Here is a 14,095-nt window from a genome sequence, read left to right as displayed (position 1 = left end):
AGTTTGGAACTTAATTTTTTAAATATCTTAATGGTTTATTTTTTTAATCTGTAGAATTTTTAACTGCAAAGTTCACAAGAAATATTTACCACGGATTCGCAGATTATAAATTTTTAATTTGTGAATTTGCGGTTTTTTTATCCCTATTTTTGTTTGAATCAATAGTATGATGCTATGCTAAAAACAATTATTATAACAACTATTATCACTTCAGTAATGACTTCATTTGCCCAAACTTCAAAATCCATTCATTATCCTGAAACCAGAAAAGATAAAACAGTTGACGATTATTTTGGTACAAAAGTAAACGATCCGTATCGCTGGCTGGAAGACGACCGTTCGGTTGAAACTGCAGGATGGGTGAAATTGCAAAATCAGGTTACGAATGCTTATCTGGAACAAATTCCGTTCAGAAATCAATTAAAAACCAGATTGGAGCAATTGTGGAATTATGAAAAAATAAAAGAACCTTTTATCGAAGGGGATTTTAGCTATTATTTTAAAAATGACGGTTTGCAAAATCAATCGGTTTTGTATCGAAAAGATGCCGCAGGAAAAGAAACTGTTTTTTTGGATCCGAATACTTTTTCGAAAGAAGGAACGACTTCTTTGGGCGAATTGGCATTTTCTAAAGATGGTTCAAAAGTAGCTTATTCTATTTCCGAAGGTGGCAGCGACTGGCGGAAAGTAATTGTTATGGATGCTTTGTCTAAGCAAATTATAGGAGATACTTTGCTCGATGTAAAATTCAGTGGTTTGTCCTGGAAAGGCAATGAAGGATTTTATTATTCGAGTTACGAAAAACCCGAAGGAAGTGAATTATCGGCTAAAACGGACCAACATAAATTGTATTTCCATACGCTGGGAACAACTCAAAAAGAAGACAAAGTTATTTTTGGCGAAGACCAAAAACGCCGCTATGTTGGTGGTAGCGTTACCGAAGATGATCGTTATTTGGTTATTACAGCCGCAACTTCGACTTATGGAAACGAATTGTACATTCAGGATTTGACAAAACCGCAAAGTCCTATTGTGACTATTGTGGATAATTTTGATAGTGACAACACGATTATCGATAATGAAGGAACAAAATTATTTATTGTAACCGATAAGAATGCGCCTAACAAACGCATTGTAACCGTGGATTTTAGTAATCCAAAACCGGAAAACTGGAAAGATTTAATTCCCGAAACGACTCAGGTTTTAGAGCCGACCACTTGTAGCGGCTACATTTTTGCGCATTATATGAAAGATGCAGTTTCATTGGTAAAACAATACGATTACTCGGGGAAATTATTGCGAGAAATCCAGCTTCCAGGATTAGGAACGGCTGATGGTTTTAGCGGAAAGAAGAAGGATAAAACGGCGTATTATACCTTTACCAATTATATCACGCCGGCTACTATTTTTGCATTCGAACCTAATTCAGGGATATCGGAAGTGTATCGAAAATCGAAATGTCAATTTCAATCAGAAAATTACGAATCCAAGCAGGTGTTTTACACTTCGAAAGACGGAACGAAAATCCCTATGCTCATTACCCACAAAAAAGGATTGAAACTAGATGGGAAAAATCCAACCATTCTTTATGGTTACGGCGGTTTTAACATCAGTCTGACGCCCAATTTTAGTATTGCTAACGCAGTCTGGATGGAAAACGGAGGTGTATTTGCAGTGCCTAATTTACGTGGCGGTGGCGAATACGGAAAAGAATGGCACGATGCGGGAACACAGTTACGTAAACAAAATGTCTTTGACGATTTCATTGCTGCAGCCGAATATTTAGTCAAAGAAAAATATACGAGTTCCGACTTTCTGGCTATTCGCGGAGGTTCTAATGGCGGTTTGCTGGTAGGAGCGGTAATGACGCAGCGTCCGGACTTGGCTAAGGTAGCTTTGCCCGCAGTTGGCGTTTTGGATATGTTGCGTTACCACACTTTTACCGCAGGAGCAGGTTGGGCTTATGATTACGGAACGGCTCAGGACAGCGCAGCAATGTTTGCGTATTTAAAAGACTATTCGCCTTTGCATAACATAAAAAAAGGAGTGCAATATCCTGCTACAATGATTACTACTGGAGATCATGACGATAGAGTAGTGCCTGCACACAGTTTTAAATTTGCCGCCGAATTGCAATCCAAACAATCTGGTGAAAATCCTGTTTTAATCCGAATTGATGTTAAAGCGGGTCATGGTGCCGGAAAATCAGTCACGGCAACTATTCAGGAAAATGCCGATATTCAGGCTTTTACTTTGTTTAATATGGGAATTAGTCAATTGCCTTAATAATCCATTTGTTATTAAAAATAATAATCATAATGTTTTACTAATGTGTTCGCTTTTTAGATTGCGGTTGGTTAATTTAGGGAAATAATCATAAACAAAACAGACTATGAAAATCCAATTTAATACAGACAGAAACGTAGAAGGTCACGAGAGAGCAGAAGCTTATTTTTCTGCAGAATTAGAAACAGCATTAGCCCGTTTTGAAGAAAAAATTACCCGTATTGAAGTGCATTTTGGAGATGAGAACAGTGCGAAATTTGGAGTAAACGATAAGCGTTGTTTAATTGAAGTGCGTCCTGCAAAACTACAACCTGTTGTGGTAACAGAACATGCCGATAGTGTAGAAAAAGCTTTTAGAGGTGCACTGGACAAAATCAAGAAAACGTTGGCAACTACGTTTGAAAAACAAAAAGCCTTTTAAATAAATTCATTTGAAGAATTAAATACAAAAGACAGTTACTTTTAATGGTAACTGTCTTTTTTTTATATTCAAAATGCTATCAAAATTTATTGTTCAAATAATAAAGTAGCGAGTGTTTCGTCTCTCTTATAAATGTCATTGTAAAAATGAATCGTTCCATCATTATCTACCCAGGCGGTAAAATAGCCAATATATACAGGAATTTTTTCTTTTAAGGTGAGCCAGGTTTCCTTGCCGCTGTGCATAGCCGAATCAATTTTTTCGGGAGTCCATTCGGGATTGTCTTTGAGGATTTCGATAGCTAATTCTTTGGGTTTGGCCACACGGATGCAACCATGGCTGAAGGCTCTGGTTTCTTTTTCAAATAAATTTTTAGAAGGGGTGTCGTGCAGGTAAATATCATTGGAATTAGGAAATAAAAATTTGATTAATCCAAGGGAGTTTTTAGGTCCCGGTTTTTGTCTGATGTTATTGCCGTTCCATTCCATGTTGTGTTCGGTCAAATAATTAGGGTTTTTAGCAATGGCAGGAAGGATTTCATTTTTTTTGATACTCGCAGGAACATTCCAGTAGGGACTAAAAACGATGTATTTCATAGGTGCGCTAAAAATCACGGTTTTGTTCAGGATTTTACCCACTACAACTTTGGAACGCAAAACCACCTCTTGATTTTTAAAATAAGATAATTGAAAAGAAGGGATGTTAATAGCAATTAATTCTTTGGCTTTCGGAATATCACTCGATACCCAACGGCAGCGTTCCATGTTAACAATAATGGTTTTGATACGTTGGCTAACAGGGATGTTCAGGTCTTCAATGAGTGCATTAGTAATTGTGCTGTTCGAAAGAAAACCTCTTCTTTCTTTGTAATTTAAAATTCCTTTGGATAATTCGCTGTCATAAATGGGACTTCCCGAATCGGATTTCAGGTCTTCGGAGAGAAACAGTCGTTTTCTGATTGCTGCAATAACGGAAGCACTGTCGCCAATTTTATAAGAAGTAACAGCGGTATCAATATTGATGTTGTTCCAGCCTCCTTTTTTTTCTATTTGGCGGTACTTTTGGAGTGCTTTTTTGAGTAAAAAGTATTGGCTGAAAAGATTTTTTTCGTCTTTGTTGATTAAAGCCGGATTGGTTAGTAGTGAATCCAGGTAGTTAATGTAGGATTGTTTTTTACGGGGAATATACCATTCTGCTTCTTTGGATTTGTCGGTGTCCAGCCCATGATATACTTTCATGACATAGAAAAAATATAAGGAGGAGTGGAGAAGTTCAGTTTCAATATTTGGTTTTGAGTCTCCGTTTAAGCTGTTGTGAATTCCGTCAAACTTGGCTTTGTAAGGTACATTGGTAGCAACACCTTCTTCTTCCAGATTATTTGTTTTGTCATATAAAAGATTGGCAAATTCGTTGATGCCGTTTTTGTCAAACCAAATGTAACGGTATTGGTGTTTTCGGTATAGTTTTTTTACTTCGGGCTGGTATTCTTTTAATTGGGGATAGGTTACGAAAAAATCGTCTATAGCGGTGCTGTCAAAAGTAGTTTGCTGTCCTTCAATTACGGCAGGTGGCTGGATGTTTTGACTTTGCTCATTAGCATTTTTGCATGATAATAATGAGGAGAAAACAACCGCTGTAATAATTGAAAAAGTGAAAACTATTTTTTTCATGTAGTAACTATTTTAGGTTAATACTGTGATGCAAAACAGAATAAAGAGTCTTTGTTCTATGAAAAATTACAACTTTTTTTTCGAATTTTAGAGTTTGAAGTCTTTTTTGTTTGATTTTTCTAAAAAGCCGAAAAATATTTTTCTCATTGAAAAGATTGAATTTCTTTAAAATCGATATTTTTTTTAGATAAAATTCTCCTTGGAGGCTTAAAAAGGCATTATTTGTTACATAGTTTTCTATTTTGGGTGGGGTAGAGTCTGAAATGTAAATTATTTTTAAATTTGCCCCCAACAAATTAATGGGTTAAAGTTAAAAAATATGAAAATCGAGAAACGTTGGATCATTTCTTTTGTAGTTATTAGTATTGTTTGTATTTCAGGACTTTTTTGGGAAGCACCTTTAGAGCCTAAAACTGTTCATTCCCAATTTGGAACAACTGACCAGATTGTTGCTGCCGATGTAGCCTGGATGCTTACCTCCTGCTGTTTGGTGTTGATTATGACACCTGGTTTAGCTTTTTTCTATGGTGGAATGGTAGGAAAGAAAAACGTGATTTCTACTATGTTGCAAAGTTTCATTTGTATGGGAGTTGTAACGTTGATATGGGTTGTTGTAGGTTTTAGTTTGGCCTTTGGAGAGCCGCTTGGCGTTCAGATAGGAGAGGGTTTTTATAGTTTTGTGGGTGATCCTTCAACGTTTACCTTTATGGATTTTGTGGGGGTTTTGCCTCATAAAGACATTGCTAAAACGGTGCCTTTCATGCTTTTTGCTTTGTTTCAAATGAAGTTTGCGGTTATTGCGCCGGCTATCATTACCGGTTCGTTTGCTGAGCGTGTGCGTTTTATTTCATATTTGCTTTTTATCTGTTTGTTCAGCATTTTCATTTACTCTCCATTGTGTCATGCAGTTTGGTATCCAACAGGAATTTTAGGTTCTTTCTTTGGAGTGAAGGATTTTGCCGGAGGAACAGTAGTACACATGAGCGCCGGATTTGCAGCTTTGGCGGGAGTTTTGGTATTAGGAAAAAGAAAAAACAGTAATCATGTGCCAACCAATATTCCATTTGTTTTATTAGGAACAGGGATGCTTTGGTTTGGGTGGATTGGTTTTAATGCGGGTTCTTCAATGGAAGCTAATGGGGTTGCAGCTATGGCTTTTGGAACAACTACTACAGCATCTGCTGCGGCCATGCTTACCTGGATATTTTTTGACCGAATCAATGGCAGAAAAGTATCAGCTCTTGGAGCTTGTATCGGGGCAGTTGTGGGGTTGGTATCTATTACACCTGCGGCAGGTTATGTAACGGTTCCTGAAAGTATGTTTTTTGGATTTGTAGCGGCTTTGGTTTCTAATTATGCAGTATATTCTAAGTATTTACATGGGGTTGATGATACCTTAGATGTTTTTGCCTGTCATGGTGTGGGCGGAATTATGGGGATGATTTTGACAGCTATCTTTGCTCATGGTGAAGATGCCAGTTTGTTGCACGGAGGCTGGGGCGTTTTTGGACATCACATGACGGCTTTGTTGTTGGTTTCAATTTATACTTTTTTTGGTGCTTTTCTTCTTTTTAAAATTACCAACAGAATCATTCCGATGCGTGTAACGGAAGAGGCTGAAAAAATGGGATTGGATTTATCGCAACACGATGAAACTCTGTTTCCTATTGAGTGTGCCGATTAAGTTGTTTTTAAGCTAAAGTTTATAAGCTCGGGCAAGTTTTTATTTTGTAAAAGCTTGCCCGAGGTCTTATTTATTTGATTAATTTTGCGCAAATATTTAAAAAACAGTGGGAAGTAAAAATAAATTAAAAAGATTCAAGGAGAACGAAACATTCGATAACGTTTTTCAACCAACAAGAGAAGAAGTAGTAAGTAATTCGTTTCCTTTGAGAGGAAAATGGAATACGGACTTTTTTAAAAATGACAATCCTTTAGTATTGGAATTAGGTTGTGGAAAAGGGGAATACTCCGTTGGCTTAGCCGAAAGATATCCTAATAAAAACTTTATTGGTATTGATATTAAAGGAGCGCGTTTTTGGCGTGGTGCTAAAACTGCTGTAGAAACAGGATTACATAATGTAGCCTTTGTTCGTACTCAAATCGAATTGATTAATCATATTTTTGCTGAAAACGAAGTAGATGAAATCTGGATTACATTCCCGGATCCTCAAATCAAATACAAACGCACCAAACACAGAATGACGAATTCGCAGTTTTTACAATTGTATAAAAAAATCCTTAAAAAAGATGGTGTAGTCAATTTGAAAACAGATAGTGAATTCATGCACGGTTATACTTTAGGTTTGCTTCACGGAGAAGGACATGAGGTTTTGTATGCTAATCACAACGTTTATGTAAATGAAGGAAGCCCTGAGGAAGTGACTGCTTTTCAAACTTTTTATGAAAAACAATATTTAGAAATTAATAAAGCCATCACATACATTCGTTTTAAAATTAAAGAGTAGTTCTCGGGAATTTTGAAACCCAATTTAAAAGACTTTCCTATGAACTTAATTATATCCTTGTTTTCTGGTTTTATTTCGGCGTTCATAGGAATTACTCCACCGGGCTTGCTTAATATGACTGCGGCTAAAGTAAGCATGAAGGAGGGAAAGCGCAATGCTTTTTGGTTTGTTTTAGGTGCATTATTGGTTATTTTTTGTCAGGTCTATATCGCGGTACTATTTGCCCGGATTATCAATGCCCGTCCGGATATTATCCTGTTGTTGCGGGAAGTAGGCTTTGTTATTTTTGCAGTTTTAACGGTTTATTTTTTGTGGATTGCCAAGCAGCCTAAAATAAAGCAGCCTAAAATTAAAAAACACAGTAAAAAGAAGCGTTTTTTTATGGGGATGCTCCTTTCGGGACTCAATTTTTTTCCTATTCCCTATTATGTTTTTGTGAGTATTTGGCTGTCGTCTTATGCTATTTTTTCTTTTGATTTTACTTCTGTTTCTATTTTTGTAAGTGGAGCCGTTTTAGGTTCTTTACTTGTGTTTTATTTTTATATTGGTTTTTTTAAAAAAATAGAAAAGAAAGCCGATTTTATTCTTAAAAATATGAATACGATTATTGGAGGCATTACCGGTTTGGTTTCGGTGATTACTTTGATTAATATATTGGAACATTATTTGGGTTAGGCTGATGGTTTTTTAAGTATTTGTTTTTGCATATTCAAAACAGTGCTAAAAAAATCAAACTATCCTTTTTTGATGATTGATAAGAAAGTTGGGTAATTGCATGTCTTTTTGTTTTAAGTAAATTGTAGTTAAATATGTTTTTAAGTGTATTGTTTCTTATAACGGGATTGTTGGGCTTTCTGACTTTTACTGTTGTGGCTACGCAATACCAATGGAACAGAAAGGTTAATTTTTATCTTTTAATTTTACTTATTGCTGCCTCATTTCGGTTCTTCTTTAATGGGATTCATGTTTTGATTCCTTTTCCAATAGATGAAAAGACTGGAATGTTTTTTAGAACTTTTGGCTGTATCATTTTTCCTTGTATTTATTTGTATTTTAAAAATTTGATAGCGGATAAAAAAAATCCATCAGCCGTTCATCTGCTGCATTTTGTATTTCCTGTATTGTTTGGTTGTTCACTTTTTTGGGCTCGTGAAAATGCTCCTTTTTTGGTGCTTTATTATTATTTTTTGTTTGCGGGAATAGCATTGTTTTATCTGTATTTGAGTTATAGGGAATTAAGAGATAAATTATGGTTTCGGAAATCGGAAAAAAGTAATGTGATTCATCAGCAGGAAGTTTTGATTCAGGACTGGGCAATCTTTTTTTTCATTGTTGTTGTATTAACGATATTGCGTTTAGTGATTACGGTTTTCTTTGATTTGTGGGTTGCAACTTATTCGGATGGGGAAACTTGTTTGTGGATTACTGCTGTTGTGGCTTGTGTTTTGTTTTTCAAAATTTTATTGACCGATGAAACTTTGTTTACTTTTGCTGTAAACAAAGAGGTTAAGAAAAAGTTAGACTTAGTTTTTGATGATTTTTGGATTTTGTCTCATGCTGTTTTGGTTGATAATGCTGATTTGAAACTTAAGTGTGTTGTAGAGGAAAAATTATTAATCTACCTTCAGGAAATTGAGCGAATGGTTTTGAAACAATTGTATTTTAGGACGCCATCAGTTTCTTTAAGTGATTTTTCGGCAAGATTAAATATTCCTAAGAGTCATTTGATTTATATTTTTAAGTATCACGCTACAGTTAGTTTTGTGGAATTTAAAAGAATAATACAAATTTATGATTCAGTCGATATGATCGATGAGGGGTATTTGCAATCAAAAACACTACAATCGTTATCTAAAAAAGCGGGTTTTTCTGCTTATGATCCATTTTTGATTAGTTTTAAAGAGATTACAGGGGTGGTTCCGCAGGAATATGAAAAAATGATAAAATAAATTGCAATGGATTCCAATCAGACTAATTTTTTTGAGAGAGTTTATGAAGTTGCCAGACAAATTCCATACGGGAGAGTGACTTCTTATGGAGCTATTGCAAAGGCTCTTGGAGCTGCCCGATCAGCAAGAATGGTGGGTTGGGCCATGAATGCTTCTCATGCCATGGAGGATGTTCCGGCACATCGGGTGGTTAACAGAAAAGGTTTGCTAACGGGGAAATTCCATTTTGACGGAACTAATTTAATGCAGCAATTATTAGAAAGTGAAGGTGTGAAAGTAGTCGATAATCAAATAGTCGATTTTGAAAAATACTTTTGGGATCCGCAAAATAAAGATTAGGTTATTTCGATTATAAAAATCACAGCAAAGCACTTAATAGTTAGAACTAATTTGGCTATTAATAAATACAATTTAAATCCTTTAAATTAAGAACTTAATCTCTTATCTTTGCAATCTCAAATCAGTTTAAATAAATACTTATTTTGACTGGGATTAGCAATTGAAAAACAGTAAACTTAGTAATGAAATTAGATAGAAAAGAAATTCTGAAAGCTTTAGAGACAATTACTATTGCAGGAGAAGGAAAAAATATGGTAGAAAGTGGTGCTGTTACCAATGTACTCACTTTTGGCGATGAGGTAGTGGTTGAGTTAGTTTTGAATACACCGGCAATGCACATAAAAAAACGTGCTGAGGACGATATCAAAAAAACAATTCACGATTTAGTTTATGCCGACGCTAAGGTTAAGGTTAATATAAAAGTTGAAGTTCCTGAGAAACCTGAAATTAAAGGAAAGTCTATTCCTGGAATTAAAAATATTATTGCTGTAGCTTCCGGAAAAGGAGGAGTGGGTAAATCTACTGTTACGGCAAATTTGGCTGTTAGTTTGGCTAAGATGGGATTCAGTGTAGGTGTTCTTGATGCCGATATTTACGGGCCATCTATGCCAATCATGTTTGATGTTGAAGCTGAGAAACCGGTTTCGGTTCTTGTTGACGGAAAATCAAAAATGAAACCTATTGAGAGTTATGAAATCAAAATGCTTTCAATCGGCTTTTTTACTTCGCCAAGTCAGGCTGTAATCTGGAGAGGACCTATGGCTTCTAAAGCGTTAAATCAAATGATTTTTGATGCCGATTGGGGAGAATTAGATTTTATGCTAATCGATTTGCCACCGGGAACAGGAGATATTCATTTGTCAATCATGCAATCACTTCCGGTTACCGGAGCAGTAGTGGTAAGTACACCTCAGGCGGTGGCTTTGGCTGATGCCAAAAAAGGAGTTTCGATGTTCTTATCAGAGGCAATCAATGTACCGGTACTTGGAATAATCGAAAACATGGCTTACTTCACTCCTGAAGAATTGCCTAATAATAAATATTATATTTTTGGACAGGAAGGTGCAAAAAATCTTGCTGAAGATTTAGCAGTACCGTTTTTAGGTGAAGTGCCAATTGTACAATCTATCCGTGAAGCAGGAGATTATGGTCGTCCGGCAGCATTGCAAACAGGATCAGTAATTGAAACTGTTTTTGAAAATATTACACGTAAAGTAGTGGAAGAAACGGTAAGCAGAAACGAAAACTTACCTGCTACTGAAGCAATAAAAATTACTACTATGGCTGGATGTTCAGCAGTAAAAAAATAATTTAATAAAAGAAAATGACAACAGAAGAATTAACAATCGAAGTTCAAAAAGCACTTGATGAAATCAGACCTTTTTTAGAGTCTGATGGAGGTAATATTACCCTTATCTCTATTGAAGAGGATAAGCATGTAAAAGTGCGTCTTGAAGGTGCTTGTACTAATTGTAGTGTGAATCAAATGACGCTTAAAGCGGGTGTTGAGACTACTATTAAAAAGTTTGCTCCGCAAATAGAAACTGTTGTAAATATCTTGTAAGGCTGTTTTGTCTTAGTTTGGATTATTTACTGAAAACTGTTATATTCTTAAATTCAATCAATTCCAAATAGTGAAAAATGGATGTATTAATAAAAATTAAAGATAGAGAAGGAGTAGTTCACGAATTACAGGCTCCTACAGATATGGCTATGAATATTATGGAACTTTGCAAGGCTTATGAACTGCCTGTTGAAGGAACCTGCGGTGGAATGGCTATGTGTGCTTCCTGTCAATGTTATGTTTTGAACGATGTAAGTTTGCCTGAAATGGGAGAAGATGAAGAGGCAATGCTTTCTGAGGCTTTCTATGTTAAGTCAAATAGTCGTTTAGGTTGTCAAATTCCAATTACAGTTGACTTAGAAGGTTTGGAATTAGAATTGGCTCCTGAGAGTTAGAATTTATTTTAAAATATAAAAAAAACGGCTGTTTTCGCATAGAAAAACAGCCGTTTTTTAGTTATTGTAATAGTGCAACTGCTTTTGGTAGCAGTCGCTGTACAAATAAGGAATAAGCTTCTTTTGAAGGATGTAGTCCGTCATTAGCAACTAAACCGGTATTGTTTAATCCCTGACGTGTAATATCAGTAATGTTGATGTAGCTAATGGCATATGCTTCACAGTATGATTTTGCAAACGCATTATAACGGTCAATTTCGCTTGAAATTGTGCTCGGATTGCCATAGTTTTGTCCGAAAGGAGTATAAGCGTAATCCGGTATCGAAACAACAATGAGTTTGTTTTTATCTCCTTTTACCAGGCTAATCGCTTTGGTAACTAATTCCGGAAATTCTTTTTCATAAATACTAAAGCTGATGTTTTGATATTGGTTGTTAACGCCTATTAAAAGTGTAACTAAATCATATTTTTCAGTTGGTTTATTGCTTTCAATTGCCGAAATTAAATTAGTTGTTGTCCAGCCTGTTCGGGCAATAATATCTAATGAAAAATTATTTTGAAAGTTTAAATTTTTTAAAGCAGTTTTGAGTTGTTCCGGAAATCGGCAAGTTTCACATACGCTTTCGCCAATGGTGTAACTGTCGCCAAGAGCTAAATAGTTGATGGTTTCAGAACGGCTTGGGATTTGAAGTGCATGATTTGTTGGCGTGGGAGTGGTTCCTGATTCTGTCATTGGGCTTTCGCTGCTACAGCTTGTGGTTATAACATAGGTGAAAAACGTAACTATTATTTTTAAAGTCGTTGTCATTATTATGGGATTAAGTTTTCCGTCTTAATAATAGTTACGTTTTTTCTCTAATGTTGGATTGAAATTTAAGCCATTTCAACTTTCATTATGATTATTTCTTCGATGGCATTCCAAAGTTCAATTCTTTTTTCGAGTGCCAGAATTGATACTTCTTTAACTTCTTCCCATTTTTGGATGTCTTTTTCGCAAAGTTCTTCAATCATTGTCATTGCCATAGGACCGTGTTCGTCGGCATCTAATTCGATATGTCTTTCGAAATAATAAATCAGTTTACTCAAATCGGTTTCCGGAAATTGCTCCTGGAAGTTTTTTAAAATGGCAAAAAACATACCCGGTATTAAATCTTCTCTTCCAAAGGTAAAAGCAGCGGCAATTTCATGAGGCTTTCCTTCTTCGATTACTCTGAAGGTAAAATCCAGAAAAGCTTTGATGCTTGGGTGTAAATCACTTTTTTTAATAGCAACAAATATGTTTTGCAAAGATTGAATCTCTGCTAAGAAATGTTCTATTTTGGAAGTGTCAGCACCACAGGCTTCCATGGCCTCAATGTACATTTCGTAGTGGCTCAGATGTCTGCCGTCAAGAGTTAAATCCGTTTCTTCGGCTAAAACAATTTCGTTAATTAAATATCTTGTTTCCGGGTTTGTAGTGGCAAACCAAGGCGTAGTGGTACAGGTTAATCGGGCTTGTAAGGCTTTTAATAATGACATGAAATCCCAAACAGCATAAACGTGGCATTCTAAGAAGGTGCGCAAATCTTCTATTGTTTTTACCTTATTGTAAAGCGAATGCTGTAATAATGTGTTTTTTTGAGTTTCGATGCTTTTATGGATATGCTGAATGTTCATTGTGAAATAATTTGATGTAAAGATAAAAAAGCTGTTATTTTTCAAAAGATTTAACCATCAATTTTATCAATACTTTAATAAGTGTTTATTTTATACGATTGCTAAATTCCTTTTATACTATTTACGAATTTATTGGAACAAAGGTTTTTGAGATAATGTTATTTAAAAGCTGAAATTCCGGTAATATCCATTCCGGTAATTAATAGGTGAATATCGTGTGTTCCTTCATAAGTAATCACCGATTCCAGGTTCATCATGTGTCTCATAACGGAATAGTCTCCGGTAATTCCCATAGCTCCTAAAATCTGACGTGCCTCACGGGCAATGTTAATAGCCATATTTACATTATTTCTTTTCGCCATCGAAATTTGAGCTGATGTTGCTTTGTTCTCATTTCTTAAAACGCCCAAGCGCCAGGTTAATAATTGTGCTTTGGTAATTTCAGTAATCATTTCTGCTAATTTTTTTTGTTGCAATTGCATTCCTGCGATGGGTTTGTCAAATTGGATTCGTTCTTTCGCATAGCGCAAAGCGGTATCATAACAATCCATAGCTGCGCCAATAGCTCCCCAGGCAATGCCGTAACGCGCCGAATCTAAACAACCAAGCGGAGCACTTAAACCGGATTTATTAGGTAGCAGATTTTCTTTTGGAATTTTTACATTATCAAAAATTAATTCTCCTGTTGCCGATGCGCGAAGTGACCATTTGTTGTGGGTTTCCGGAGTAGAAAAACCTTCCATTCCGCGTTCAACAATCAGTCCGTGGATTCTGCCTTCTTCATTTTTTGCCCATACAATAGCAATGTCAGCAAATGGAGCGTTAGAAATCCACATTTTGGCACCGTTTAATAAATAGTAATCGCCAATGTCTTTGAAATTTGTAGTCATGCTTCCCGGATCAGAACCGTGATTGGGTTCAGTCAATCCAAAACAGCCCATTAATTCACCAGTGGCTAATTTGGGAAGGTATTTTAGTTTTTGTTCTTCACTGCCGTATTTCCAAATAGGATACATGACCAGTGAAGATTGTACGGAAGAAGTAGATCGAATACCGGAATCGCCACGTTCTATTTCCTGCATGATTAAGCCATAAGAGATTTGGTCTAAGCCGGCACCGCCATATTCAGCAGGTATGTACGGACCAAAACCGCCTATTTCTGCCAGTCCTTTAATGATGTGTTGAGGAAACTCAGCTTTTTGGGCATACTCTTCAATAATGGGAGAAACTTCTCGTTTAACCCATTCGCGTGCGGCATCACGAATCAATTTATGTTCGTCCGTTAATAATTCGTCAAGGTTATAATAATCCGGCGCTTGAAATAAGTCTGGTTTCATGATGGCTGCT

14 protein-coding genes are annotated in these 14,095 nt (G+C 36.0%); 10 read left to right on the top strand and 4 right to left on the bottom strand.

The annotated features are described in order from the left end of the window. Window positions 1–216 precede the first annotated feature (216 nt). Both IEV84_RS01480 and IEV84_RS01475 read left to right on the top strand, forming a co-directional pair. Window positions 217–2,286 carry a prolyl oligopeptidase family serine peptidase gene (locus IEV84_RS01480; protein WP_373282892.1) on the top strand — a complete coding sequence of 690 codons (2,070 nt, stop codon included), beginning with the start codon at window positions 217–219 and terminating at the stop codon, window positions 2,284–2,286. 106 nt (window positions 2,287–2,392) lie between these two features. Then, on the top strand, window positions 2,393–2,707 hold the full coding sequence (locus tag IEV84_RS01475) for an HPF/RaiA family ribosome-associated protein (protein ID WP_188491718.1): 315 nt from the start codon (window positions 2,393–2,395) through the stop codon (window positions 2,705–2,707). A gap of 86 nt (window positions 2,708–2,793) precedes the next feature. Here IEV84_RS01475 and IEV84_RS01470 read toward each other — a convergent pair whose 3' ends face one another. After that, window positions 2,794–4,377 carry a L,D-transpeptidase family protein gene (locus IEV84_RS01470; protein WP_188491717.1) on the bottom strand — a complete coding sequence of 528 codons (1,584 nt, stop codon included), beginning with the start codon at window positions 4,375–4,377 and terminating at the stop codon, window positions 2,794–2,796. 319 nt (window positions 4,378–4,696) lie between these two features. On the opposite strand from IEV84_RS01470, the gene IEV84_RS01465 reads away from it, so the two are divergent. The 8 genes from IEV84_RS01465 to IEV84_RS01430 all read left to right on the top strand — a co-directional run bounded on the left by IEV84_RS01465 (window position 4,697) and on the right by IEV84_RS01430 (window position 11,092). Further along, entirely contained in the window at window positions 4,697–6,061 is a 1,365-nt protein-coding gene (locus IEV84_RS01465) for an ammonium transporter (protein WP_188491715.1), read from the top strand. Between the two features lie 106 nt (window positions 6,062–6,167). After that, window positions 6,168–6,845: a tRNA (guanosine(46)-N7)-methyltransferase TrmB gene (gene trmB, locus IEV84_RS01460; RefSeq protein ID WP_188491713.1), complete on the top strand. Its 678-nt coding sequence runs from the start codon at window positions 6,168–6,170 to the stop codon at window positions 6,843–6,845. Window positions 6,846–6,884: 39 nt separating this feature from the next. Then, a complete protein-coding gene (locus IEV84_RS01455) occupies window positions 6,885–7,520 on the top strand; it encodes a LysE family transporter (protein ID WP_188491711.1) in 636 nt (211 codons plus the stop codon). A 134-nt stretch (window positions 7,521–7,654) separates the two neighbouring features. Then, entirely contained in the window at window positions 7,655–8,794 is a 1,140-nt protein-coding gene (locus IEV84_RS01450; RefSeq protein WP_188491709.1) for a helix-turn-helix domain-containing protein, read from the top strand. A gap of 6 nt (window positions 8,795–8,800) precedes the next feature. Beyond that, entirely contained in the window at window positions 8,801–9,133 is a 333-nt protein-coding gene (locus IEV84_RS01445) for an MGMT family protein (protein ID WP_188491707.1), read from the top strand. A gap of 182 nt (window positions 9,134–9,315) precedes the next feature. Further along, window positions 9,316–10,443 (top strand): Mrp/NBP35 family ATP-binding protein, encoded by a 1,128-nt coding sequence (locus IEV84_RS01440; protein ID WP_188491705.1) that lies wholly within the window; start codon window positions 9,316–9,318, stop codon window positions 10,441–10,443. A gap of 14 nt (window positions 10,444–10,457) precedes the next feature. After that, on the top strand, window positions 10,458–10,697 hold the full coding sequence (locus IEV84_RS01435; RefSeq protein ID WP_026712465.1) for a NifU family protein: 240 nt from the start codon (window positions 10,458–10,460) through the stop codon (window positions 10,695–10,697). Between the two features lie 77 nt (window positions 10,698–10,774). Beyond that, window positions 10,775–11,092 (top strand): 2Fe-2S iron-sulfur cluster-binding family protein, encoded by a 318-nt coding sequence (locus IEV84_RS01430; protein ID WP_071184061.1) that lies wholly within the window; start codon window positions 10,775–10,777, stop codon window positions 11,090–11,092. A gap of 61 nt (window positions 11,093–11,153) precedes the next feature. Here IEV84_RS01430 and IEV84_RS01425 read toward each other — a convergent pair whose 3' ends face one another. The 3 genes from IEV84_RS01425 to IEV84_RS01415 form a co-directional block, all read right to left on the bottom strand. Next, on the bottom strand, window positions 11,154–11,900 hold the full coding sequence (locus tag IEV84_RS01425) for an SGNH/GDSL hydrolase family protein (protein WP_188491703.1): 747 nt from the start codon (window positions 11,898–11,900) through the stop codon (window positions 11,154–11,156). A gap of 65 nt (window positions 11,901–11,965) precedes the next feature. Continuing rightward, the gene (locus IEV84_RS01420; RefSeq protein WP_188491702.1) at window positions 11,966–12,748 is read right to left on the bottom strand and encodes a DUF3050 domain-containing protein; all 783 of its coding nucleotides are present in this window, start codon (window positions 12,746–12,748) and stop codon (window positions 11,966–11,968) included. A gap of 158 nt (window positions 12,749–12,906) precedes the next feature. Beyond that, window positions 12,907–14,085 (bottom strand): acyl-CoA dehydrogenase family protein, encoded by a 1,179-nt coding sequence (locus tag IEV84_RS01415; RefSeq protein ID WP_188491700.1) that lies wholly within the window; start codon window positions 14,083–14,085, stop codon window positions 12,907–12,909. Window positions 14,086–14,095 lie beyond the last annotated feature (10 nt).

It is taken from the genome of Flavobacterium palustre (genome assembly GCF_014639535.1).
GTDB classification, from domain to species: Bacteria; Bacteroidota; Bacteroidia; order Flavobacteriales; family Flavobacteriaceae; genus Flavobacterium; species Flavobacterium palustre.
Note: the sequence above shows the minus strand (reverse complement) of the source record. Positions and strands in the feature narration are given on the sequence as shown.